Genomic DNA, 24,051 nt, shown 5'->3' with positions numbered 1-24,051 from the left:
ACGTTGGTTGAATGTGGTGCTGGGCAATGTCAAACGCGCCATCAGCGGGACCTACCATGCGGTGGGCCAGGCCAAGTATGCAAGGCGCTACCTGGCCGAAGCGGCCTATCGCTTCAACCGCCGATCCGACCTGAAACAGATGCTACCGCGGCTGGCGACGGCGCTGATGCGCTGCAAACCTTGCCCAGAGCGCGTTTTGCGCATGGCAAGCAATTTTCATGGCTGAGGGATAGGGCTAATCAGGAATAGAAATGAAACGAAGATGCGATCAAGATCTTAGGTATCCCCACGTTTTACAGCGCCAACGTCATTTGCTCGCGCACTGCGTCGGGCAATGTGCGCAAGCGATCTAGCCAGCGTGAGACCGGTTTCATCGGCCAGCGCCTGACCAGCGCCTCGCGGCCGACACGCAGTGTCGAGTAGAGCTTGCGAGTGCTGCTGCGTGGCGATAGCCACTGGGCGATACCGGTGGCTTCGCAGCCCAGTCCTGCCAGCCAACTGGCAAAGGTGGCCAACGTATGGAGCAACAACAGGATCTGTAGCCCTTCACCGCGACGGGTCAGGCTGTCTTCCATCGCCTGGCCGTAGCGATGCGACTTCAGATCACGCAATGCCAGTTCGATCTGCATCCGTCGTGCGTACAGGTTGACCAACTGTTTCGCGCTGGGCGCTTGCAGCTGTGGGGAGGCAACGATCAGCCATGGCTAGCGCTCACGCGCTGCTGCTTTCAAACTTGAAGATGCACGCGAGACCTTGGCGGGGGAGCGTCGGTTGCGTTGCTGACGTCCCTGACGAGTCTTGGCATAGAGCACCAGACGGCAATCGAGTGGATCGCTGCGATTGGCCTGCATCGGTGGCAATTCGTGTGCACGGTTGGACGCCAGCGCAGGCGACGGCTATCGATCCATTGCGCTGCATCATTGGGTACGTCTTGCGGTTTGACCTGCGTGTGTCCGCGCAGACGCCCGACCCAATCCCAGCCCATCGCCGACACCGCGCGAAACCATGGCGTGCGGAATCCGGCGTCCGTGACCAGGATCGGACGCACAACGTCTGGAATCAGTGCGCGCAGTTGCTGCAGAAAACGCTTCTCTGCGCCGGGCGAGCCCTGCTGTTTCCCAGCAACCACCATGTCCAGCAAGGTGAGCGTGCGTCCACCGATCGGCACGGCGGCGCGTAGCAGGCACCACGACTTGTCCGGCTTTAAATCGCTCCAGTCGATGACGATCACCGGCTGCTCGCCGCGCAACAGCCAATGCGCCATGTCCCGCTCGATCACGGATCGCTCGGCGTACAACCTGCGATTGCACAGCAGGCGGTCGCATGCCTTGAGCGGTGCACGTACCCGTGTCGCCCCGGGCCACGCGCGTGCGATGTCGATCAGCGTCAGTCGACCTCCGTGCACCAGTGCTTCAACCGCGCGCAGCAAAGTGCGTTGGCGTAATGCATGCATCCCGGCCAGTGAGTTAGACAGGCACTTCTGCAATACTTCGCTGGCGCGCATGGTCGGCACTCTTCTCTGGCTTAGTCACCTTGAAGCGTGCCCCATGCGCCTTCTTCCACATCTTTAAGCAACAATTGCTTGATATTGCAGGAAGAAATGTGGGGAAACATCAGGATCAAGATCCCATTGTCCTTGACGGTGGGTATCGATCAGCGCGCCCGGATAGGACACCCTTGAGTCCTATCCGGGCGACAACTACTCTGATATGGGGGGGTGAGATCGAGGGCTGGGTCGAGGAAAGTAAGCGCGGCCTGGAGAACGCGCTGCGGGCCAAGCCTGAAGACGTGCGTGAGCAGTACGAACGCCAGCTCAAGGAGCTGCAGGAAGCCTACGGCGAAGCCATGCTGGAACTGCGTGCCCGAAAAAAATTGGCAGCCCCGCTGGGCAAGGACGAGAGCTGATGGCCTCGATCCAGCAGGGCCTGAAGCAGGACGGGTTCGACGCCTCGATGGTCAAGCTGTGCCGCTGGTTCGGCGTGGCACGGCGCAGCGTGTACTACACGCCGCGCAAGGCAGCGCCGAAGGTGAAGCCGGAGCTGGTCGAACCGATTAACGCCATGATCGAGGCCGAGCCGTCGTTCGGGTATCGGACAGTGGCCGGGCTCCTGCGGATGAACAAGAACACGGTGCAGCGGATCTTTCAGATCAAGGGCTGGCAGGTGCGCAAGCGGGCCGTGGGCAAGCGACCGCGGATCGAGGCCTTGCCCTCGGTGGTCAACGCACCGAACCAACGCTGGGCCACCGACCTGTGCTGGGTCTGGGGCGGTAAGGACCGCTGGCTGAGCCTAGCTTTAGTGATCGATTGCCATACCCGGCAATTGCTGGGCCTGGCAGCTCTCGCGCACGGGCAAGGCCAGCACCGCTGTGGCGGCCCTGGAGCAGGCGCTGATCACTCGCTTCGGCACGCTGGGCAAGGTCAAGGAGCCGTTCCTGCTGCGCTCGGACAATGGCTTGGTCTTCACCAGCCGCGACTACACCCGCCTGGTCGCCCGCCAGCGCCCGCATCAGGCACTGAAGATGATGACACCTGACCAAGCCTATGCCGCTACATTAACCCCCTGACCTGTGCAGAAACCGGTGGGTCATTACATAGGTCCAGCAGTCGTTGGAGACACGGATCACGCGCCGCATGGGAATCGCATCCGCCACGATCTCGTGGCAGGCATCCTTGGGTTGGGTGCGGTAGCTTACTCGGCCGGCATCATCAAGGAAAAGCGAACCGAACTCGCACAGCTTCGCGCCTCCATCGATTACATGGACCGCATCTCGCGTGCCGACCTGGCGCCCTGTGGACAAGCCAAGCTCTGCGCCACCTTCGAGAAGAACGGCCCCCGTTACGGCAACCAGCGGCAATACAGAGCGATCAACCTGCGCACAACGTCCACTGCCGACTGAGAGCGTGCGTAGAGGGTATTTCTTGGAGTTCTGATACGCGCAATGGCCGACGAATTGTGTTGAATCATCGCCATACACCTCACGGCCAGCACGGGCGGCCTAAAATGGCTGGATGAATACCCCAGAAGATTCCACCCTTGGTCGTGAGGTCGCCTATCCCAGTGGCTACGACCCGTCGCTGCTGTTTCCGATTCCGCGTGTGGCCGGGCGCGAGGCGATCGGGCTGACCGGTGCGTTGCCCTTCATCGGGCGTGACCGCTGGCATGCCTACGAGCTGAGCTGGCTCGATGCGCAGGGCAAGCCTTGCGTGGCCACCGCCACCTTGCATGTGCCCTGCGACTCGCCTTCGTTGATCGAGTCCAAGTCGCTCAAGTTGTATCTGAATTCGCTCAACGCCACCCGCTTCAATAGCGCCGAAGCCGTGCGTACACGCATCGCCACCGACCTGTCCACGCGAGCCGGCGCCGATGTGGTAGTGGAATTCGGTCTGCCGCCGATCGATGCGGTGGGCGAGGGCGAGTCCATCGACGCGCTGGACGTCAGCATCGACGATTACGGCCCGCCCAACGCCGCATATCTGCATGCACTCGCCCAGCCGACGGTGGAAGAAGTGCTGACCTCGGCACTGCTCAAATCCAACTGCCCGGTCACCGGCCAGCCGGATTGGGCCAGCGTGAGCGCGCGTTATCGCGGTGCGCCGATCGACCGCGAGGGCCTGCTGCGGTATCTGGTGAGTTTCCGCGATCATGCCGATTTCCACGAGCAGTGCGTGGAGCGCATCTTCAACGACGTCATGCAGCGATGTGCGCCCGAATGGCTGGTGGTCGAGGCACGCTACACCCGCCGTGGCGGGCTGGACATCAACCCGCTGCGCAGCTCGCCCAGCGTGCCTACGCCGCTGTCGATCTTCCGCGATCTGCGCCAGTAATCGGCAGTCGCATGATCGCGCCGGCTTCACGACGGCGCGATCCATGCTTAACAGCGCGCCGCGCACCCTGCCTGCACCATCTGCCCAGGGTTGCCGCAATGAGTGCCGACAAGAAAGCCGATTTCTCCGACGTCACTGCCTCGGTCGACAGCACCGCCGATGTGGCGCCCGCCGCGGATTTTTCCAACGTGCGCTCCAGCGTGCAAAGCACAGCGCAGCTGGTGGGCGAAACCGTCACCGTGCAGGCAGGCGACAGCCTGTCCAGGATTGCCAAGCGCCATCTGGGCGATGGCGCGCTGTGGCCGCGCATCTTCGAAGCCAATCGCGACACCCTGCAGGATCCGGACAAGATTTTTCCGGGTCAGGTGCTGCATTTGCCGCCGAAGGCGTAAGCACACCCCACCGTCGCCGCGCGCATCGACCCCGTAGCGCGATGCACGGCGCCTTACCCAATCGTCTGATCCATTCGTCATCCGGAGATCGATCCATGCACACCAAAGCCGTTTCCAGTACCTTCGTTCTCGCCTTAGCCGGCGTCCTGGCCTTGTCGGGTTGCCGCAAGGAAGCCAACGACGATTCCAACGCCGCCAAGGATCCGACCTCCGGCGCGGCAACCGACGCCATGCCAGGCCCGGCGGCCACACCGCCGGCCAGCGATCAGGCCGCGCAAGGCACCGCCACCGGCGCTGCCAGCACTGACAGCGCGGCAATGGCTGGAGCCGGCGTCACGGTGTCCAGCGTTGCAGTCGGCACGGTTGCCGCTGCGGACAAGACAGTGACGCCGTCGGCCAGCGTCGGCAGCAAGGACACCATCATCGTGTCGGTCAAGACCGAGGGCAGTGCGAGCAATGTGCCGGTCTCTGCCAAACTCACCTATCAGGATGGGCAGGTGGCCGGCGAGCAGAGCGCCACGCTGACCACTAGTGGCGCAGAAACCACCAACATCAGCTTCAGCAAGCCAGATGGCTGGCCGGCCGGCACCTACACTGCGCAGGTCATGGTCGACGGCAAGCCCGCAGGTACGCCGCAAACTATCACGGTCAAGTAGATGGGATTCAAGCGTTGATCGACAGCGTCCAATCTTCTAACCACAAACCGGCGTGATGACCCGCGCCTCACGCAGAACCCCGGCATATGCCAACCTGATTCCGGTCAGCGGGCGGCATGAACTACAGGAAGATGTACGTCGCATGATGCATTTCCAACCCAAGCGCCCGCGGGGGCGCTGTGGGTATTTCCACGCACCGTATATGCTGGGCAGGGCGGGTCGTTTCTATCCACGCGCGCACGCGGGCACGATTTACAAAATTCGTAGGCATGACTTCGATCTGAGTGTCAGTCCGCATGGCTGTGAGGATGCGACCGCGTCGGGCAAAACGTAAGGCAGTAGATCAATGTTGTTGCAACCCACGCGCCGGCGGGGGCATGACTTGTGCTTGTTGCCAGTGTCGGCAAACACCGCGCGGTTTCAGACCACGCGCCCGTGAGGGCGCGACCGTTCAGCCACCCCTAATCCTTCCTGCACGCCCTGTTTCAGTTCAGGCGCCCGTGGGGCGTGACCTTGCAGCTCCGCGGCTGGCCGCTCTTGGCCTGGCTGTTTCAATCCACGCGCCTGTGAGGGCGCGACAGGAACAGCTGCGGGCTGACGTGCAGCAGGTGATGTTTCAATCCACGCGCCCGTGAGGGCGCGACCCCGCAGCGAGTCCTCGATCAGCATCTCCGCGAAGTTTCAATCCACGCGCCCGTGAGGGCGCGACAGTCAGCGCCAGAGGCATCGCGCAGGCGCAAGAAGTTTCAATCCACGCGCCCGTGAGGGCGCGACCGAGGTGCACACGATCAAGCCGCGCATTCCGTGTGTTTCAATCCACGCGCCCGTGAGGGCGCGACCCGGCCGGCCTCCGCAGTCGAAGCACGTCAGCGATGTTTCAATCCACGCGCCCGTGAGGGCGCGACCCCCCGGGGGGCCCGGGTCAGGGTAGGGGATCTGGTTTCAATCCACGCGCCCGTGAGGGCGCGACCGCCCAGCCCCAGGGCGAGGGGGTGCCGAATGGCTGTTTCAATCCACGCGCCCGTGAGGGCGCGACCGCCAGCCGGGACTGACCCTGATGGAGCTGGCGGAGTTTCAATCCACGCGCCCGTGAGGGCGCGACGCACGATCCACGAAAATCGCGTTGACGCGCTTTTGTTTCAATCCACGCGCCCGTGAGGGCGCGACCCCCTCTAATGGAGGATGGCAATGAATGACATTGAGTTTCAATCCACGCGCCCGTGAGGGCGCGACGGCCATCCCGCCCGAAGTGCTGGCGAAGTACCTAGTTTCAATCCACGCGCCCGTGAGGGCGCGACCAGAAGATGACCCGGCAGAGGGGCCGGAAGAAGAAGTTTCAATCCACGCGCCCGTGAGGGCGCGACTGGTAGGCGCGACGGCACGAAGCTGAGGGCAAAAGTTTCAATCCACGCGCCCGTGAGGGCGCGACCATCGCGAGCCACTTGGAACCCGTCCAAATCCGTGTTTCAATCCACGCGCCCGTGAGGGCGCGACTTCTGCGTACGGAAGTGGGCGTAAACGGCAAGGCGTTTCAATCCACGCGCCCGTGAGGGCGCGACCCGACGACACCGACCAGATCGTCAAGGGCTTCCAGTTTCAATCCACGCGCCCGTGAGGGCGCGACCCGCAACGGCAATTGATGGCCACACCGGGCAGCACGTTTCAATCCACGCGCCCGTGAGGGCGCGACGGTACCTTGCGGACCGTTGGAGAGATGTAGCGCTGTTTCAATCCACGCGCCCGTGAGGGCGCGACCGCAACATGCGCTGGTTCAAAGTCAAAGGTCTAGTGTTTCAATCCACGCGCCCGTGAGGGCGCGACCTGGGGAGGTTGCGTAGGTCGTACCCGGATTCAGGTTTCAATCCACGCGCCCGTGAGGGCGCGACGCTATGAGGAGCGGGCAACTTGCCTGTCCGGAGGGTTTCAATCCACGCGCCCGTGAGGGCGCGACCACCTCAAACTGGTCTCGGCAGTCTGCGCCGTGGGTGTTTCAATCCACGCGCCCGTGAGGGCGCGACGGATGACATCTGCTAGCGGGAGCACGAAGCGGCGGTTTCAATCCACGCGCCCGTGAGGGCGCGACATCACCAAGTGGACTGCTTGGTGACTGCGTTGTGGTTTCAATCCACGCGCCCGTGAGGGCGCGACCAGCTGCGGCGTAGGGGCAGCGTCCCGGCACTGCTGTTTCAATCCACGCGCCCGTGAGGGCGCGACGTTTCGGTTGGTACTCCCAGGGGCAGGGGCCACTTGTTTCAATCCACGCGCCCGTGAGGGCGCGACCGCTCTTAGCATAAGTGTTTGCCATCGTTGCTAAAACACGGGCAATTGCGCGGACTTGCTGAAAAAACAGTCGAGAAGTCGTCATGCGGACCCATGAACCCGCTATGTATTTATTTTTTGTCTTGCAAATCAGTTGCTTGAGGAAACTGCGAACCTGCCCGACTTTTATGGGGCGCTTGGGGTTCGCGTCAAAAAATCAGTGGACCTTTGAGGTTCAGGCTGGGCTTGGCGCCGACGTGCTCCACGCGGGCCTCCCATTTCGCGCCAAGGTGATAGAACCGCAGGCTGTCCAGGGAGGGGTCGATCAGGTCGCATAGCTGTTGCCGTAATTCAGTCCATTGGGCAGGATCGACTTCGATCTCGAAGACCGAGAACTGCACGCGCTGGCCACGGTCACGGCAGGCTTTGGCGACCTTGCGCAGGCGCTTCTCGCCCCCGAGAGAGCTGGTGCTGACGTCGTAACTGACAAGAATCATCATGGGACTTGAGTCGCGTCATTTCCAGAAGAAGGAGGGGTAGCCATCCAGATCGCCACGCAGGTGCCGTGCCATCAACTGTGCTTGCGCAAAGGGCAGTAGGCCGATGTCGATCTTTTCGCCCAGGAAGGCATGTTGGAGCTGTTCGCGTTTGCGCTCCTGGTAGGCGATCAGCACCGTCTTGCGCGCATCGTCCTTGAGAAGAACCGCGCCGTTGTCGAAGACCTGGAAGTCGCGCTCGTTCAGTTGTCGGCGGTTGATCAGCGACAGTGCCAGGCGCTCGCCAAGCAATGGCCTGAATTCCTCTGCCAGGTCCAGGGCCAGGCTTGGCCGTCCTGGTCGGTCGCGATGCAGAAAGCCGACTGCCGGATCCAGACCAACCGTTTCCAGGGCCGAGCGGCAATCGTGGGTCAGCAAGGTGTAGAGAAACGACAGCAACGCATTGAATGCGTCGCGCGGTGGGCGGCGATTGCGTCCGCCAAAGCGCAGCAGCGGCGCCTCGGTGCGCACCAGTTGGCCGAAGACGCCGAAATACGACTGCGCTGCCTCGCCTTCCAGGCCACGCAGCACCTCAACACTGGTCTCGATGAGCAGGCGTCGTGGAATGCGCTTGAGCCGCTTGAGCGCGTGTTGAAAGGCGGGGATATCGATGATGCGGTCGCCGTGGTCGCGCCAGCCGCGCGCCAGGACGGCACGCTGGTTATGGATTTTTCCTGCCAGCAGGTGACGCACAATCGCGGCGCAACGCAGGGGATCGTCGCTGCATCGGTACTGCTCGCGGCGAAGCAGCACATTCCCGGACACCGGCCCTTCGACACGCGCGAGAAAGCGCCCTTGCGGAGTCAGATAGCAGATGCTGATGCCTTGCTCTGCACAGAAGCCGAGCAACTGAGGCGAGACCCCGACACGTCCAATGCAGACGATGCTCTCCAGCATGTGAACCGGCAATCGTGTGCGTTCTTGCCGCTCCACATCCAGGACGACATTGGCACCGTCCTTGTGCAACCAGGCGCCCTCGGTGGTGACATACAGGGTGTTGAGTTGGCGGCGCATCGTCATTCCTCTTCAGCATCGAGTTGTCGACGCAGCCAGGTGTCCACGCTGCCGCGGCCGAGCAGGCGCGGCTGACACAGGTCGATCAATGAGCAGGCATCGCAGCGTTTGCTGTCATAGCGCGCACTGGGCGTCAGGCCATGAGACAGCAGTGCACGGGTTTCGGCGATGGTGCGCTGCGTGAGCTCGCGCAGCGATGGATCGAAGACCACATCCTTGCGCCTGCGAGTCTGCCCGTAGAACAGCGCGCCGGCGTCTACTGGGCGTTTGAGCATGCTTTCCAGGCACAGTGCCTGGGCACACAGCTGTACCTCATCGGCCCGGTGCGCCTTGGGTCGGCCCCGTTTGTACTCCACGGGGAACGCGAATTCCCCTGCGGGATCGTGATGGAACTCGACCACATCGGCCTTGCCCGTGATGCCCAGTTCCAGCGCCAGCAGCGGCATCGCGGTGACGGTGCGCACGCCACGCCTGCGCTGCGTGTGTGCCACATCGGCACGCTCGTGCAGTAGCCGGCCTTCGGCGGTGTGCCGGTTCTCTGCCCATTGCCGTTCGACATGGATCAGTGCGCATTGGCGTGGGCAGTATAGGTAGTGCTGCAGGGCAGAGAGCGGGATCAGGTCGTCGTCGTCCATGGTCCCGCTCTCCTGCTCGTCAGAACAGCTCTGTCACGCTGACGCCGGCAGGAAGCCCGCCATCGATCATCACCCGGTAATCGGAAAAGCTGCGTGCCGGTCCCTGGTCCGCATGGTCAATGCGCTCGACCTTGACCTTGTCGAAAAGCACATGCGCCGGTGCGTTGCCCATCGGGTGTTCGTGTTCGAATACGATCAGTTTGCGTGCAGCCATCTCGCCGCGTGCGGCGGAGCGGTCGTGCTCGAATAAATTGGTCAATGCGCGCCACAGCAGTTGCAGGTCTTCCTCGGAGAAACCGGTGCGCTCGGCCAGCTTGGCCGACACAAAGCCATGTGCGCGATACAGGCCGTAGGGCAGAATATGCTTGCGGCCCATGGTGCGCTCCTTCTCCAGGTCTTTCTCGTTGGTCACCGCCACGCGGGTAATCGACACTTCCAGTGGCAACACCGGTTCGACCGAGGTGGCGAAGGCCAGTTGCACCGGGCCACGTACCTGGCCGGTATTGACCTCGGTGGTCATCACTGCGCCGAAGGTGCGCACGTCGAAGAAGTTTTCACACATCCATGCGGTCAATTCGCGCGCCTTGTCGCCGTCCTTGGGCAGCTTCTTGGCTTCATGCTCGATGCCAAGGGCGGTGTAGGCCTGCTTGTGCTGGTTGTTCAGTACTGATTTCTCCTGCATGTAGATCGTGTAACCCGGCGCGTTGTCTTTCTCCAGCGCCACGTAGTTGCGGATCTTGCGCTTGAGGGCCACGTCGGTGACCAGGCCGCGGTTGGTTTCCGGGTCCAGCCGCGGCAGGTTGCCGGCGTCGGGGTCGCCATTGGGGTTGCCGTTGGTCACGTCGAATAGATAGACGAATTCATAGCGGTGGGCGATGGCGCTCATGCGGGTTCTCCTTCGGAAGCGGTGTCGGGGGCGTCCTGGCCGTTGTTGCGGGCGAAGCGCGCCTGGGTCTGGTGGTAGTAGCCGATGGCGAAACGGCCTTGCTCATGGATGGGCAGGCTGCGCGGGAAACTGGCGGGAAGTGCGTCGATGATCTGGCCGACTTCCTTTTCCAGGTTCACCGCCAGGCCAGCCTTGTCCTTGCGCAGCTTGCCGAAGTGGTTCTGCGCATTGCGCAACAGCACCGGGAAGACGCTGGCCGGGGTTGCAGAGGCGGCGCCGTAGTAACGGTCGCGGATGGTGGCGTTGACCTGCCCGCCCAGTGCGGCGCGTTGCAGGTTTTCCAGCGATGAGAACAGCCGGCCCAGCAAGTAGCCGGGGTCGGTATTGGCGGTATCGAGACTCACGGGGGGCTCTCCCTTGGTGGATGACAGTCCTTGTTGCGTGTCCAGGCGTGCCTCGCGTGCCAGTACGGCCCGGCACAAGGCCACGCGCAGCGGGTTGACCTGCCCATCGGCGCGGAAGCGCATGACGATGGCGCTCAGCAAGCTAAGCGGATAGCGCGTGCCGGCGAGGATGGCGCGGGTCAGCTCGCCGGCCAGCAGCGGCGAGACGTCCTCGGCCTTGGGCTTGCCGTGCTCGCCGTAGACCGGCGCTGTCTGCAGGGCGAGAAACTGCGGCGTCGGCGCGCGTTTCCAGGCTGGCGGTTCGAGCTTGAGGTCCTGATAGTGGGCAGCCAGCCGTGCGGCAAAGCCGGCCAGCGTCTGCGTTTCCCAGAAGCGGATCGACAGGCGCGAGGCGTTGGGGGCCAGGCCCAGCACGAAGATGCGGGCCTCGTCGTCCAGTGCGTCGTCCATTTCGCGTAGTGGACGCGCCTGTCGCACCTGCTCCAGTGCCAGGTGCAGGCGCTGGGTGGCCTGGCCGTCGATGATGCCAGGGTCTTCCGTCTCACCGCCGCGCAGGAAATCGGCGATCAGATCTTCCGCGCCCTCTGCCTGCGCGGTCGTCCTGGCCTGCGCCCAGAACACCACTGTGGTGTCGCCGATCTGTAGCCGCTGCCGGTTGCGCGGGTCGCGACGCAGCAAGTGATTGAGCGCAGTGGTGTAGGCGAAGGTTGCCTGTTCGGAGATCGGGGCGTTCTCGCCCTGACTCTTGCCATAGGAGGTGAACGCATCGAGATTGAACGAAACAAGCGATGCGCCGGAACTTTGTGCTCCGTTGACGCCCTTGACCGCCGGATGCAACCGCGCCAACGGCGCGCGTACGCCGCTGACCAGGCACATGCCGGATACGCCGTCGGTGCCTTGGCCTTGCAGTCGCTCCCATGCCGCGCGCGCCGCGGCGCGCTGATGCAGATAGCCGGTGTCACCCTCCAGGCGGAACACCAGGTTGGTATCCAATAGCGCCTCGCCGTGCCGGGCGAACTCTGAGTGATCGGCGAATTGCGCGGGCGACCAGGTGTCGAGGAACGTCAATAGCGCACGCAGGCCGGGGTCTTCGCTGCTACCCAGCGCCTGCTGGTGCAAGGTCTTGAACGCAGCGTGTTCCTGCGCGCTGCGCTTGCTGCTGGCGCTGACGCCGAGCGCGTAGCTGGTCTTGTCCCAAAGAAAATTGGACTTGACCGCCACGGTGCGTTTCTCCGGCTGTGGCACGCTCAGCGCCTTGGCCATCCGCTTCTTGCTGTCGTAGTCATGTTCGTCCTCCACGGCCACAACGCGGCCATCGCCGTCCAGCACGATGGCGTAGCCGATCTTCTCCTGGCTGTAGCCGGGTGCGGCGATGCCCGATGCGGGGTCGTCCAGCAGCCGTTGGTAGTAGTCGGCAAGTGCGGACAGGATCATGCGCGCACCCCGCCGTTTTCCGGCGCTGGCACCTCGACCCGGCCATCGACCATGCGAGCGCGGAAGAAGCGCGGAGTCATGCCGTCGGCGAAGTCGATGTCGTGCAGCATCCAGCCCAGGTCGCGTTCGCCGGCCAGCATTGCATCGGTAGCCGGCATCGCCGCGTCGTCCTCGATCAGCGCGAAGCTGGCCGGAAATTCGCGCGTGCCCAGGCACGGGGCCTGGAAGCACTGCCCGCGCCGCGCACGGCGGTTGAAGATGTCCAGGTGCTTGCCGACGTTGTCGTCGGTGCCCGCCTTGTCGGTTAATTCGAAGTGTGCGGCGATCACGTAACCCACTTCGCGCAGCAGCGTGGCGGCGCGTTGTTGGCGGTCCTCTTCGACATGGCTCACCAGCGTATCGGTGCGCCCGGCCTTGATCGCCTTGCTCACGCTGGCCGCAGACAGCTTGCCGCCCACTTCGTTGCGGCGGATCGACTCGAAGCGAATCGGCTTGAGCACCTGGATGCTGTCCACCACCCAGCGAATCGCCGGTTTCCAGTGGATCGCCTCCAGGATGCCGCGCGCCGCCGATGGCGTGATGATGTCGTACGAGACGCGTTCCACTTTCATTTCCGGGCGCGTGAACAGCGCCCGTTCGCCCCAGACGTGGAGCTTCACTCCGTAGCTCATCCTTGTTTCCCCTATCTGGCGTGACACGGTCTAGCCTGCCTGATTTATATCTCAGATGCTGAGATTTGAGTGAGCGTCGCCTAGCTCACAGGACCAGAGCCTCGGCTGACAGGAACTGCGGGCTGTCGTCCCAGCGCAGCCCGAACCGCGGGTCGTACAGTCTTGGATTGACCAGCCTCACGAACTGTTCGCCATAGCGCGCCTGTGCCACCGGGGCGATGGCATTGGCCTGCCACAGCGCGCGGTAGGCCTGCTCAGGCACCTGCACCAGCCACGGCTGCAGGCGACGGGCAGCGCCGGCTACGCCCACGTGTTCTGCATGTTCGAGCTGGCGCAGGATGTCGGCCACCTCGGGCACCTCTTTGTCGCAGCCTTCGGCATAGGGGGCATACGGTACGATCAGCGGTCGCATGGTGGTCTGGATCATCTTGAATGTCCGCGCCAGGGTGTCCAGCGGCAAACCCTTGATGTCGGCATCGCGCAGCAGGCCGAGCACGTTCTCGCGGTCGAGCCGTCCATCGCCCAGGCGACGATAGAGCGCCGCGAAATAGTCGGCGACTGCTGTCATCGCCAGCAAGTCGTTGCGGTGGCTACGCTCGATGCCACGGAAGACCTCGGCAAACAGGTCCAGTTCCTTTGGCGGTGCCCAGTCGGGATTGGCCGGCGCGAACACCTGTACTTCGCTGGCATCTACCGGCCGCCGGCCTTCGCGGTTGCAGCGGCCGGCAGCCTGGGCGATGGAATCCAGGCCAGCTTCGGCGCGCAGCACGGTCGGGAAGTCCACGTCCACCCCCGCTTCAATCAAGCTCGTGGCGACCAGCCTGCATGGCCGGCCTGCGTTCAAGTCTTCGCGCAGTTCGGCCAGCACCGCACTGCGGTGGCGCGCGTGCATCAGCGTCGTCAGGTGCCGTGCACCGGGTTGGCCGGCGATCGCGTCGAACAAGTGCCGGGCGTGGCGACGATTGTTGACGATGCACAGTACCTGTTCGCGTTGCCGGAGGTGGTCAGCCAGCGCAGCGTCGTCGAGCGTGCCGACGTGGCGCATCTGGACGCGTCGTAGCCGTGCATACAGCGCCGGTGGGTCGTCCACCAGCTCTCGCACGTGGTCCAGGCCCCCAGCGAAACCCTGGTCCAGGCGCAGCGTGGGTTGCGTGGCGGTGCACAACACCGGGCTGACCCGGTAGTTGCGCGCCAATTCGTCCAATAGCGCCACGCACGGGCGCAGCAATGCGTGCGGCAGGGTCTGCGCTTCGTCCAGAACCACAACGCTGCCGGCGATGTTGTGCAGCTTGCGGCAGCGGGAAGGACGATCGGCGAACAGGCTTTCGAAGAACTGCACTGCGGTAGTGACGACGATCGGCGCATCCCAGGTCTCCATGGCCAATCTGCGCTTGTCGATGGACTGTGGTGCCTTGGCCGGATCGTCGAAGAAAGCGCTGTGGTGCTCCAGCACGATGTCGTCGCGCTCCTGCACACCCAATGCGAGCCGAAACACCTGCACGGTCTGTTCGACGATGCTGGTGAACGGAATCACATAGATCACCCGGCGCAACCCATGGGCGATGGCATGGTCCAGCGCGAATGCCAGCGAAGCCAGCGTCTTGCCGCCGCCGGTGGGTACGGTGAGGGAGAACAGACCAGGACGCATGCCGGCCTTGGCACGAACTTCGCGCAGGATCTGCGCGCGCAAGGGATTGATGTCGCCCTCGGTGGGCAAGGTGGTCAGGTGCGCATCAAGGCGCTGTCGTAATTCTGGCAGGGCCGGACGCGTGCCGGTTTCCTCCGCACGTGACTGGCGCTCTTCCAGGCGGCGATAGAAATCGTCGGTATCGGTGAAGTCGGCATCGACCAGGCAGGAGAAGATCATCCGCGTCAGGACCGTGAGCTGGAAAGGACGACGCTCCTGGCGCGGATGACCAATAAAGCCGTCCGGCAACGCCAGCGTGGCCGGCAGTGACAACTCCCGTTCCCAGTCCGACAGCAGCGGTGGCAGTTCCCGTTCGCGGTAGTCCTCCGATAGGCGCTCGTGCAGCGAAGGACGTGACTGCGCTGCGTGTCCTGCTCGTCCATCGGCCAATCCGGCGTGATGGCCGGCGATGCCGTACGCGAGCAGGGTGCCGGCGGTGCCATAGCGCTTGCAGGCGATCCGAGCGCCCCAGGTCGCATGGTCGACACGGGCCGGGTCACCATCCAGCCGGTCCTGAAATTTCTGTGTGTACTTGCCAAGGTCGTGCAGTTGCCCGGCCAGACCGGCCAGAAGTTGGCCTCCAAACGGTGCGGCATTCCTGGCGGCGCGTTCGCCGACGGCGCGTAGGTGATCGGCCAGCCGTTGCCAATCGCTGCGATCCTGCCGCTTGGTCGAATGCGCAAAGAATTCCATGGCGATGCTCCGTTTGGGGCCTTGGTGAGAGCAGGCCGATGCTGCCTGCCCCTGCAGCGTAGCGTCAATCGCGCCGCCGCTGTGCATCAGTGCGGTTTCTGCCGATGCGCGCCGCATCTGGTCGCAGTCTGCGGCTGTCCAATTTCGCTACTGTGCATCACTTAAAAAGATGTGTATCGCCTAGGGATGGTCTGATCAACGCAGCCGGAAAACGAAACACGCCACATCCGCCGCGCTGAGGGCGCTCAACCCCCCGGTTTTTTGCCGTTTTCGGCATGTTTTCGGGGTATTGNTCCGCGTCGCCGAAGGTCAGTTGCATCGTCATCGTCCTGGTGCCTCTGTGCGATTGTCGCAGGATCAGGGGGAGTTGTTCAGAGTTTCCCTAGGGTTCCGGAAACCGCTTGTGCAGTAATTCAATGAACGTGCGTTTGACGCGGTATTGCTGGCGCAGGCGGGCAAGTTCGGCGTCGAATGCAGCGTGACCCTGCGCGCCCTGCTGCTGGTAAAGGCGCTGCAGCGTGGGAAGCAGCCCGATCGCCGCCACGTAGCCATGGCGATCGGTGCGCGCGATGTGCGCATCGATCAGGGTGTGGCAAATCCGCAGCGCGGCGGCCGGGTCGTGCGTCTCGGCCGCCGGCAATAGGCGCTCCCAGGTACCTAGTGGGAGCTTGCGCGTCTGGTCGGCTGCCAGTTCCAGCGCACGCTGGGTCTGTCCCTCGGCGAGCAGCAGACTGATGCGGGTGTCGTGCGCATCGATGAAGCGCGGCACCGCCTTGGTGTCCAGCGCCTGCAATGCACGTTCGCGCCATGCCTCCCAGGCGTCCAGCAGCGATGCCGCCTCTTGCAGAGCCAGGTAGGTCTCTTCATTGGGCATGAGCAGATACACCTTCCAGCGCAACGTCAACGCATCCTCAGGAAAGCCATCACGCACGTAGACTGTCGCCAACGCAGCCAGCAGGCGGCCGTCCTGCGGGTCGGCCTTGACGCCGCGCTCCAGCCATTCCAAGGCCTGGCGCTGGCGCCCGTGTTCGCCACAGCGGCGCGCCATCTCCAGATGATCCCAGCCGCTGGAACAGGTGTGGGCGAAGAACTCCAGCATGGCATCCACGCTGGCGCCGCAACGCGCGGTGTCTTCGAGCAGCGACTCGGCCGACAGTCGCCGCGCCCGGTCGCCGCGGGCATGCAGGATCTTCAGTGCCGCGTGTTGCAGCCGTGCGATGTCCGCTGCACTCAGCAGCGCGGCATAGTCCTGCAAGGGGCGCAGCAGGCTCCATTGGTCGAGCATGCGCAGTTCGAACAGGCGATCGCCGAGCGTATCGGTGCCGGCTGCATGCGCGGCCTCCAGGTGCGCATGTCCCAACGCACGCAGGCGCTCGCCCAGATCGCCGCGCGAATCGTCGACCTCTTCGTAGATCGCCAGCAGCCGTTTGAACGCGTACTCGTGCAGATCCAGCGCCGCCAGCGGGTCACGTTGCCGCGCCTGCTCCAGCAAGGATGGCAACACCCCCAACTGCTTGCTATAGGCAATGGTGGCGCTCCAGTCCATGAATCGCTTGCGGCCAAGCAAGGTGGAGATCGCCTTGCGCCACTGCTGCAACGGCGCGACGGCCAGTTGTGCCTGGCTCAGCAGGCGCTTGCGCAACTGGGCATCGTTGTCAGCCAACTCCAGGATCAAGGCCTGCAAGGCCTGTGGGGTCTGCGTCGACAACCAGTGCTGCAGGACACGGTCGCTGGATTCGGCCACTGGCACGCCGGCAGTCGTGCGCTTGGTGCGTTTTTGGAAGCTGGGGTCGGCACTCGTCCGTGCCCAGCTGAGGGCAACGGCCACCTGGTGCTTGCAGAATTCGGCTTGCTGACCGATCGGGCAGTCGCACTGCCCCCGCAAGCGGCCATTTCGCCAGACCAGCTCCACGGCATAGTCGTCGCTACCGCTAACGATAGCGTCGACCCGCAGCGGCTCAACCGTCTGCAAGGTGACGCGTTCCTGATCTGCATAGACCAGGCCGCGCGCATAGTAGCTGGGCGTGGTGATGCCGAGCAGGAAGGAACGATCGAGATCGGCAGGCGAAAAGCGGGCTGTCATGCAGGTATGGGCGAATCTGCGCCAATGGCACAGTGGCAGGATGGTCGAGCCGAATTTTGCCAGAACGGGATGGACACGCGACAATCGCGGGCCGTACCCATCGGGGGCGTTTTCCCCCGATGCCGCCCGCGATCCAGTCGGCAACGTACCCTCCCGTATTGTCGCCACTGTCTCCTTTCCTCCGAGGTCCTATCCCGCGCCATGTCGAAGACACCGAAGATCCTCTACACGCTCACCGACGAAGCTCCCTTCCTCGCCACGCAGTCGCTGCTGCCGATCATCGATGCCTACACCGATACCGCCGGCATCGTGGTCCAGACGCGCGATATCTCGCTGGCCGGCCGCATCCTGGCGCTGTTTCCCGAGCATCTGAGCGACACGCAGAAGATCGCCGACGACCTGGCCGAACTGGGCGAGCTGGCCACCACGCCGGAAGCCAACATCATCAAGTTGCCCAACATCAGCGCCTCGGTGCCGCAACTCAAGGCGGCCATCAAGGAGCTGCAGGGGCAGGGCTACGCGCTGCCGGCCTATCCGGACGAGCCCAAGGACGCCGCCGAAAAAGACATCAAGGCGCGCTACGACAGGGTCAAGGGCAGTGCGGTGAATCCGGTGCTGCGCGAAGGCAATTCCGACCGCCGTGCACCGCTGTCGGTCAAGAACTACGCACGCAAGCATCCGCACCGCATGGGCAAGTGGAACAGCGACTCCAAGTCGCATGTCGCGCACATGGATGCCGGCGATTTCTTCGGCAGCGAGCAGTCCGCCACCATCGCCGATGCCGGCACGCTGAAGATCGAATTCGTCGGTGCCGGTGGCAACAGCACCGTGTTGAAAGACAAAGTGGCGGTGAAAACGGGCGAGATCGTCGATGCTGCCGTGCTGAGCAAGCGCGCGCTGGCCAGCTTCATCGACGCAGAGATCGCCGATGCGAAATCGAAGGGCGTGCTGTTTTCGGTGCACCTCAAGGCCACCATGATGAAGGTGTCCGACCCGGTGCTGTTCGGCGTGGTGGTTGGTGAGTTCTACAAGGACACGCTGAGCAAGCATGCCGATGCGCTCAAGTCGGTTGGTTTCGATCCCAACAACGGCATCGGCGATCTGTACGCACGTATCACGTCGCTGCCGGAAGCGAAGCAAGCCGAAATCAAGGCCGATATCCAGGCCGAATACGCGCAACGTCCGGGCCTGGCGATGGTCAATTCCGACAAGGGCATCACCAACCTGCACGTGCCCAGCGACGTGATCGTGGACGCCTCGATGCCGGCGATGATTCGCGACTCCGGTCAGATGTGGAATGCGCAAGGCAAGTTGCAGGACACCAAGGCGGTGATTCCGGACCGTTGCTATGCTGGCGTGTATCAAGCGGTGATCGACGACTGCCGCACGCACGGGGCGTTCGACCCGGCCGCCATGGGCTCGGTGCCCAATGTCGGCCTGATGGCGCAGAAGGCCGAGGAATACGGCTCGCACGACAAGACCTTCCAGATGCCTGCCGCCGGCACCGTCAAGGTCAGCGACGGCAACGGCAAGACGGTGTTCGAGCACGCGGTGGAGGCCGGTGATCTGTGGCGCATGTGCCAGGTCAAGGACGCGCCGATCCAGGACTGGGTCAAGCTGGCCGTGGAGCGCGCGCGCCTGAGCGATACGCCGGCGGTGTTCTGGCTGGACAAGGCGCGTGCGCACGACGCGCAGGTGATCGCCAAGGTTGAGCAGTATCTGAAGGATCACGACACCAGCGGTCTGGATATCCGCATCCTGCCGCCGGTGGAAGCGACCACCTTCTCGCTGGAGCGCATCCGCAAGGGCCAGGACACGATCTCGGTCACCGGCAACGTGCTGCGCGATTACCTCACCGACCTGTTCCCAATCATGGAGCTGGGCACCAGCGCCAAGATGCTCTCCATCGTGCCGCTGATGGCCGGTGGCGGCCTGTTCGAGACCGGCGCCGGTGGCTCGGCCCCCAAGCATGTGCAGCAGTTCGTCGAAGAAAACTGCCTGCGCTGGGATTCGCTGGGTGAATTCCTGGCCCTGGCCGCCTCGCTCGAACATCTGGGCAACCGTTACGACAATGCCTCGGCCACCGTGCTGGCCAAGGCGCTGGACGTGGCCAACGGCCAGTTCCTGGACAACAACAAGTCGCCGGCGCGCAAGGTCGGCGAGCTCGACAACCGTGGCAGCCACTTCTATCTGGCGATGTACTGGGCGCAGGCCCTGGCCGCGCAGACCGAAGACACCGCGTTGCAGGCCAAGTTCGCACCGCTGGCCAAGGCCTTGACCGAGAACGAAGCAGCGATCGTCGCCGAGCTCAATGGAGCGCAGGGCAAGCCGGTGGAAATCGGCGGTTACTACCACCCGGACCTGGCCAAGGTCAGCGAGGCGATGCGGCCGAGCAAGACCTTCAACGACATCCTCGCCACGTTGAAAGCCTGAGTCGCGGCTCCCCGGCTGGTGCGTCGACATGCCGATCAAGGCCCGCCTCTGCCAGAGGCGGGCCTTGTCGTTTCAGCGGAAAGGCGACAGCGCCGTGATGGCGCGCAGCAGGCGGCGCTTGCGGCGCGCCATGCGTTGCTCGCACCGGGCGCGTTGCGCCGCGTCGATATGTTCCGCGTCGGGCGCGGGAGGGGCTTCCGGGGCCTGCGGCGCTGCCGGGTCCGCCACAGCGTCTGGCTCGGTCAGCCGCTGCGCGAGGTCCACGTCGGCAATGTGCCCGTGGTGGAACAGCAAGTCGGTAAAGATGCGCATCGATCCTGCCTCCACTTGAGTGGAATCCACAGTAGGTGCAGGCTAGGGGCGGCAAAAGCGATGCTTTTGCAAGGTCGTATTGAATTCCATTCAAGGGTTCAGCTATGTCGCGTCCGCCGCTCCACGCATTGCAAGGCTTCGTCAGCGCCGTACGCCTGGGCAACCTGTCGCGTGCCGCCGCCACGATGCATCTCACCGTCAGTGCGCTCAGCCACCAGATGCGCGCACTCGAGCAACGGTTGGGCTATCCGCTGCTGCAGCGGCATGCGCGTGGCGTCACCGCCACGCCGCAGGGCCAGCAACTGCTCGATCGTATCGCCCCGCATCTGGATGCGATCGCCGAGGCGTTTCAACCATTCGGTCCGCGCCGCGACGACACGCTCACGTTGAGCGTGACCCCGTCGATGGCATCGACCTGGCTGGTGCCGCGCCTGGGCGGCTTTCTGGCCGACCATCCCACCATCGAGATCAATCTGCTTTCCAGCGAACGGCTGGTGGACTTCGAGCGCCAGCAGCAGGTGGACGGCGCCATGCGCATCGGCGCCGGGCACTGGCCCGGTGTCGTTGCCGAGCCGCTGTTCGACGACTGGCTGGTTCCGATGGCGAGCCCGGCCCTGATCGCGCGCATGGGCGGCGTGGACGCACCGCCGTTGCAGGACTGGCCGCTGCTGGGCGATCCGGACGACGCCTGGCGGCGCTGGTTTGCGGCGTTCGGCGGCGCCGCGCCGCGCCGCTATGTCGCCGTGCTCGACGAATCGGAGGCGCATCACCGTGCCGCCTTGGAAGGTGTCGGCGTCGCCTTGGGACGGGTAACGCGCGCACGCCTGTTGCTGGCGTCCGGCCAATTGGTGGCGCTGTCCACGCAACGGCTCAAGACCGGCTGGTCGCACTATCTCGTGTATCCGCCACGCTCGGCCGCGCATGCCGGTTTTCTCGCATTCCGCGCATGGTTGCAGCTGCAGGCGCGCGAACATATCACGCACGCGCAGCAGACTGCCAACGCGCCGACCGCGCCACCTGCTGCACCGACCACGGCGCCGCCTGCCACGCGCCGCCGCAAGCCTCCGAGGACACTGCCGGCATGAACCTGCGACCCTTCCTCCGCAATCCGAGCGCCGCGCATTGGCGATCGCCCATGCCGTCTACGATGCCTTCGAGGATTACCACGCGCGGTTCTCCGAGATCACCGCCCGCGCCATGCAACGCTTCGAGGCACGCGACTGGAGCGGCGCTCGCGACGACGCCGTGGCGCGCATCGCACTCTACGACCACTACATCGCCGAATGCATGCTGCGCCTGCGCGCGCGCGGTGTTGCTGGGCCAGGCGCACGACCGCGCGCTGTGGATGCGGGCGCGCAATTGCTATGCCACGCTCCTGGAAGGGCTGATCGATCAGGAGTTGTACAAGACCTTCTACAACACCCTGACCCGGCGTTACTTCGGCACCCACGGGGTCGATGCCGGCATCGAATTTATCGCGCTGGATATCGAGCCGACCGATGCCATCACCGTGCCGGTTGCCCGGCACACCTATGCGGTGTCGCCGGGTCGGCTGACCGACATGCTGGTGCGGGTGCTGGGCGATTACGCCTTCGCGGTGCCCTACGCGCATCGCACGCGGTGCGCAGCGGCGATCGCAGTCCGCCTGCTCGACGATCTTGCCCACTGGGGCGAACACCCGGTGCGCAGCGTGGAATTGCTGGAAACCGTGTTCTATCGCGAACGTCGCGCCTATCTGGTCGGCCGTGTGTTCGGTGAGCATCGCTTCTCGCCATGCGTCATCGCCCTGGTCAATGACGATGCCGGTCTGCGTGCCGAAGCGGTGCTGACCAAGCGCAGTGATGTCGCCCAACTGTTCAGTAACTCGCGCAGTTATTTTCAAGCCGACCTGTCGACGGTCGGCGATGCGGTGGTGTTCCTGCGCAGCCTGTTGACCCACAAGCCGGTGGACGAGTTGTACACCATGCTGGGCCGCGCCAAGCAGGGCAAGACCGAACGCTATCGGACGTTTTTCAGCCATTTCCAGGCGCAGCCGTCCGAGCAGCTGGTGCATGCCGATGGCACGCCCGGCATGGTCATGGTGGTATTCACGCTGCCCAGTTATCCGCTGGTGTTCAAGCTCATCCGCGACCGCTTCGCCTATCCCAAGACCATGAGCCGTGCGCAGGTGGAGGGCAAATACGAGTTGGTCTTCCAGCTCGACCGCATCGGCCGCCTGCTCGACGCGCAGCCGTATCGCTACCTGCGCTTTCCCAAATCGCGCTTCTCGCCGGCGCTGCTGCAGGAACTGCAGACCAGCTGCGCAACGAGCCTGGGCGAAGACGGCGACGATGTGCTGATCGCGCTGTGCTACGTGCAACGGCGCCTGCGCCCGCTCAACCTGTACCTGCGCGAGCAATTGCCCGAGGCCGCGCATGCGGCGGCGCTGGACTATGGCCAGGCCATCAAGGACATGGCGCGCAACAACATCTTTCCCGGCGACATGCTGCTGAAGAACTTCGGCATCACCCGCCACCAGCGTGCGGTGTTCTACGACTACGACGAACTGTGCCTGATCACCGAATGCAGCTTCCGCGACTGGCCCACACCCACCACCTACGAAGAGCAGATGGCGGCCGAACCATGGTTCCATGTCGGCCCGCGCGATGTGTTTCCCGAACGGTTTGCCTTGTTCATGGGCCTGCCCGCCTCGCAGCTGGAAGCGGTCAAGCACATTCACCCGGAGCTATTCGACCCACAATGGTGGCGAGATCTACAGGCGCGCCTGCGCGAAGACGATTACCCGGACACGCCGCCGTATGCAGAATCGCGGCGGCTGGCGTAGCGGTGATGGGTGCACGGCTACGAAGCCGCATGGCGGGGCACTCGCGGGATCGGTAGGCGCGTTCGTGCGCCGTGATGCGAGCGCTACGGACTGCCCGCCGCTCGCAACAGCGCAGCGCTGGTCAGTGCCGAACATTTCGTTTTCGCCCACGCACTGGTACAACAGTCACTCATGTCGAAGGAGTGCGGCAATGCAATGGAAGCAATGGGTCGGGTTCTTAGGTATCCCCACGTTTTACAGTACCAATGTCATCTGCTCGCGCACTGCGTCGGACAGTGTGCGCAAGCGATCTAGCCAGCGTGAGACCGGTTCCATGGGCCAGCGCCTGATCAGCGCCTCACGGCCGACGCGCAGTGTCGAGTAAAGCTTGCGAGTGCTGCTGCGTGGCGACAGCCACTGGGCGATACCGGTGGCTTCGCAGCCCAGTCCTGCCAGCCAACTGGCGAAGGTGGCCAGCGTGCTGAGCAACAACAGGATCTGCAACCGCTCACCGCGACGGGTCAGGCTGTCCTCCATCGCCTGACCGTAGCGATGCGATTTCAGATCCCGAAATGCCAGCTCGATCTGCATCCTTCATGCGTACAGGTTGACCAATTGCTTCGCGCTTGGCGCTTGCAGCTGTGGGGAGGCAACGATCAGCCATGGCTCGCGCTCACGCGCTGCTGCTTTCAAACTGGATGATGCTCGCGAGACCTTGGCAGGTGAGCGTCGGTTGCGTTGCTGACGTCCCTGCGGTGTCTTGGCATAGAGCACCAGACGGCAATCGAGTGGATCACTGCGATTGGCCTGCATCGGTGGCAATTCGTATGCACGGTTAGACGCCAGCGCATGCAGGCGACGGCTATCGATCCATTGCGCTGCATCATCGGGCACGTCGTGCGGCTTGACCTGCGTGCGCCCGCGTAAGCGCCCGACCCAATCCCAGCCCATCGCCGACACCGCGCGAAACCATGGTGTGCGGAATCCGGCGTCGGTGACCAGGGTCGGGCGCACATCGTCTGGAATCAGTGCGCGCAGTTGCTGCAGAAAACGCTTCTCTGCGCCGGGCGAGCCCTGCTGTTTCCCAGCAACCACCATGTCCAGCAAGGTGAGCGTGCGTCCACCGATCGGCACAGCTGCGCGCAGCAGGCACCACGACTTGTCCGGCTTCAAATCGCTCCAGTCGATGACGATCACCGGCTGCTCGCCGCGCAACAGCCAATGCGCCATGTCCTGCTCGATGGCTGATCGCTCGACCTGCAACCTGCGATTGCACAGCAGGCGGTCGCATGCCTTGAGGGGCGCACGTACCCGCGTCGCAGCGGGC

16 protein-coding genes, 5 pseudogenes and 1 CRISPR repeat array (1 of these 22 cut by a window edge) are annotated in these 24,051 nt (G+C 63.9%); of the genes and pseudogenes, 10 read left to right on the top strand and 11 right to left on the bottom strand.

The window, feature by feature from the left end:
- Positions 1–226 (top strand): annotated as a pseudogene (locus XCSCFBP4642_RS0120375) (transposase) (its annotated part extends 275 nt beyond the left edge of the window); the annotation flags it as partial.
- Between the two features lie 67 nt (positions 227–293).
- On the opposite strand, the pseudogene XCSCFBP4642_RS25455 reads toward XCSCFBP4642_RS0120375, so the two are convergent.
- Positions 294–1,504, bottom strand: a pseudogene (locus tag XCSCFBP4642_RS25455) (IS4 family transposase).
- A 29-nt stretch (positions 1,505–1,533) separates the two neighbouring features.
- Between XCSCFBP4642_RS25455 and XCSCFBP4642_RS30220 the strand changes: the two are divergent.
- The 6 genes and pseudogenes from XCSCFBP4642_RS30220 to XCSCFBP4642_RS0120335 all read left to right on the top strand — a co-directional run bounded on the left by XCSCFBP4642_RS30220 (position 1,534) and on the right by XCSCFBP4642_RS0120335 (position 4,874).
- Positions 1,534–1,905: a hypothetical protein gene (locus XCSCFBP4642_RS30220; RefSeq protein ID WP_228325702.1), complete on the top strand. Its 372-nt coding sequence runs from the start codon at positions 1,534–1,536 to the stop codon at positions 1,903–1,905.
- The gene (locus XCSCFBP4642_RS25450) at positions 1,905–2,534 is read left to right on the top strand and encodes a hypothetical protein (RefSeq protein ID WP_228325701.1); all 630 of its coding nucleotides are present in this window, start codon (positions 1,905–1,907) and stop codon (positions 2,532–2,534) included. The genes XCSCFBP4642_RS30220 and XCSCFBP4642_RS25450 overlap by 1 nt, the downstream gene beginning before the upstream one ends.
- A gap of 65 nt (positions 2,535–2,599) precedes the next feature.
- Positions 2,600–2,898: pseudogene (locus XCSCFBP4642_RS25445) on the top strand (hypothetical protein); the annotation flags it as partial.
- Between the two features lie 112 nt (positions 2,899–3,010).
- A complete protein-coding gene (gene queF / locus XCSCFBP4642_RS0120345; protein ID WP_029221391.1) occupies positions 3,011–3,826 on the top strand; it encodes an NADPH-dependent 7-cyano-7-deazaguanine reductase QueF in 816 nt (271 codons plus the stop codon).
- A 98-nt stretch (positions 3,827–3,924) separates the two neighbouring features.
- Complete coding sequence (locus XCSCFBP4642_RS0120340) at positions 3,925–4,218, top strand: LysM peptidoglycan-binding domain-containing protein (RefSeq protein WP_029221390.1); 294 nt, start codon at positions 3,925–3,927, stop codon at positions 4,216–4,218.
- Positions 4,219–4,313: 95 nt separating this feature from the next.
- A complete protein-coding gene (locus XCSCFBP4642_RS0120335) occupies positions 4,314–4,874 on the top strand; it encodes a hypothetical protein (protein WP_029221389.1) in 561 nt (186 codons plus the stop codon).
- 548 nt (positions 4,875–5,422) lie between these two features.
- Positions 5,423–7,154: direct repeats of the CRISPR family, unit length 31 nt; unit sequence GTTTCAATCCACGCGCCCGTGAGGGCGCGAC.
- Between the two features lie 188 nt (positions 7,155–7,342).
- Here XCSCFBP4642_RS0120335 and cas2 read toward each other — a convergent pair.
- From cas2 to XCSCFBP4642_RS0120295, 8 genes are all read right to left on the bottom strand, one after another.
- Complete coding sequence (gene cas2, locus XCSCFBP4642_RS0120330; protein ID WP_029221388.1) at positions 7,343–7,633, bottom strand: CRISPR-associated endonuclease Cas2; 291 nt, start codon at positions 7,631–7,633, stop codon at positions 7,343–7,345.
- A gap of 15 nt (positions 7,634–7,648) precedes the next feature.
- The gene (gene cas1c, locus XCSCFBP4642_RS0120325) at positions 7,649–8,683 is read right to left on the bottom strand and encodes a type I-C CRISPR-associated endonuclease Cas1c (RefSeq protein ID WP_029221387.1); all 1,035 of its coding nucleotides are present in this window, start codon (positions 8,681–8,683) and stop codon (positions 7,649–7,651) included.
- A 2-nt stretch (positions 8,684–8,685) separates the two neighbouring features.
- Positions 8,686–9,318, bottom strand: a complete 633-nt coding sequence (gene cas4, locus XCSCFBP4642_RS0120320; protein WP_029221386.1) for a CRISPR-associated protein Cas4 — start codon at positions 9,316–9,318, stop codon at positions 8,686–8,688.
- A 19-nt stretch (positions 9,319–9,337) separates the two neighbouring features.
- Complete coding sequence (gene cas7c / locus XCSCFBP4642_RS0120315; RefSeq protein ID WP_029221385.1) at positions 9,338–10,204, bottom strand: type I-C CRISPR-associated protein Cas7/Csd2; 867 nt, start codon at positions 10,202–10,204, stop codon at positions 9,338–9,340.
- Positions 10,201–12,042, bottom strand: a complete 1,842-nt coding sequence (gene cas8c, locus XCSCFBP4642_RS0120310) for a type I-C CRISPR-associated protein Cas8c/Csd1 (protein ID WP_029221384.1) — start codon at positions 12,040–12,042, stop codon at positions 10,201–10,203. The genes cas7c and cas8c overlap by 4 nt, the downstream gene beginning before the upstream one ends.
- Entirely contained in the window at positions 12,039–12,713 is a 675-nt protein-coding gene (gene cas5c, locus XCSCFBP4642_RS0120305) for a type I-C CRISPR-associated protein Cas5c (RefSeq protein ID WP_029221383.1), read from the bottom strand. The genes cas8c and cas5c overlap by 4 nt, the downstream gene beginning before the upstream one ends.
- Positions 12,714–12,798: 85 nt before the next feature.
- Positions 12,799–15,093: a CRISPR-associated endonuclease Cas3'' gene (locus tag XCSCFBP4642_RS0120300; protein WP_029221382.1), complete on the bottom strand. Its 2,295-nt coding sequence runs from the start codon at positions 15,091–15,093 to the stop codon at positions 12,799–12,801.
- A gap of 382 nt (positions 15,094–15,475) precedes the next feature.
- Positions 15,476–17,176, bottom strand: a complete 1,701-nt coding sequence (locus tag XCSCFBP4642_RS0120295) for an SWIM zinc finger family protein (RefSeq protein ID WP_029221381.1) — start codon at positions 17,174–17,176, stop codon at positions 15,476–15,478.
- A 201-nt stretch (positions 17,177–17,377) separates the two neighbouring features.
- Here XCSCFBP4642_RS0120295 and XCSCFBP4642_RS0120290 point away from each other — a divergent pair, with 201 nt between their 5' ends.
- Complete coding sequence (locus XCSCFBP4642_RS0120290; protein WP_029221380.1) at positions 17,378–19,609, top strand: NADP-dependent isocitrate dehydrogenase; 2,232 nt, start codon at positions 17,378–17,380, stop codon at positions 19,607–19,609.
- A 72-nt stretch (positions 19,610–19,681) separates the two neighbouring features.
- Here XCSCFBP4642_RS0120290 and XCSCFBP4642_RS0120285 read toward each other — a convergent pair whose 3' ends face one another.
- On the bottom strand, positions 19,682–19,921 hold the full coding sequence (locus XCSCFBP4642_RS0120285; protein WP_029221379.1) for a hypothetical protein: 240 nt from the start codon (positions 19,919–19,921) through the stop codon (positions 19,682–19,684).
- Positions 19,922–20,025: 104 nt separating this feature from the next.
- On the opposite strand from XCSCFBP4642_RS0120285, the gene XCSCFBP4642_RS0120280 reads away from it, so the two are divergent.
- Together XCSCFBP4642_RS0120280 and aceK are read left to right on the top strand one after the other, a co-directional pair.
- The gene (locus XCSCFBP4642_RS0120280; protein ID WP_029221378.1) at positions 20,026–21,006 is read left to right on the top strand and encodes a LysR substrate-binding domain-containing protein; all 981 of its coding nucleotides are present in this window, start codon (positions 20,026–20,028) and stop codon (positions 21,004–21,006) included.
- Positions 20,963–22,745, top strand: a pseudogene (aceK, locus tag XCSCFBP4642_RS25440) (bifunctional isocitrate dehydrogenase kinase/phosphatase). The gene XCSCFBP4642_RS0120280 and the pseudogene aceK overlap by 44 nt, the downstream one beginning before the upstream one ends.
- A 234-nt stretch (positions 22,746–22,979) precedes the next feature.
- Here aceK and XCSCFBP4642_RS27710 read toward each other — a convergent pair.
- Positions 22,980–24,051, bottom strand: a pseudogene (locus XCSCFBP4642_RS27710) (IS4 family transposase); the annotation flags it as partial.

Origin of the sequence: Xanthomonas cassavae CFBP 4642 (assembly GCF_000454545.1) — a bacterium.
GTDB classification, from domain to species: Bacteria; Pseudomonadota; Gammaproteobacteria; order Xanthomonadales; family Xanthomonadaceae; genus Xanthomonas; species Xanthomonas cassavae.
Note: the sequence above shows the minus strand (reverse complement) of the source record. Positions and strands in the feature narration are given on the sequence as shown.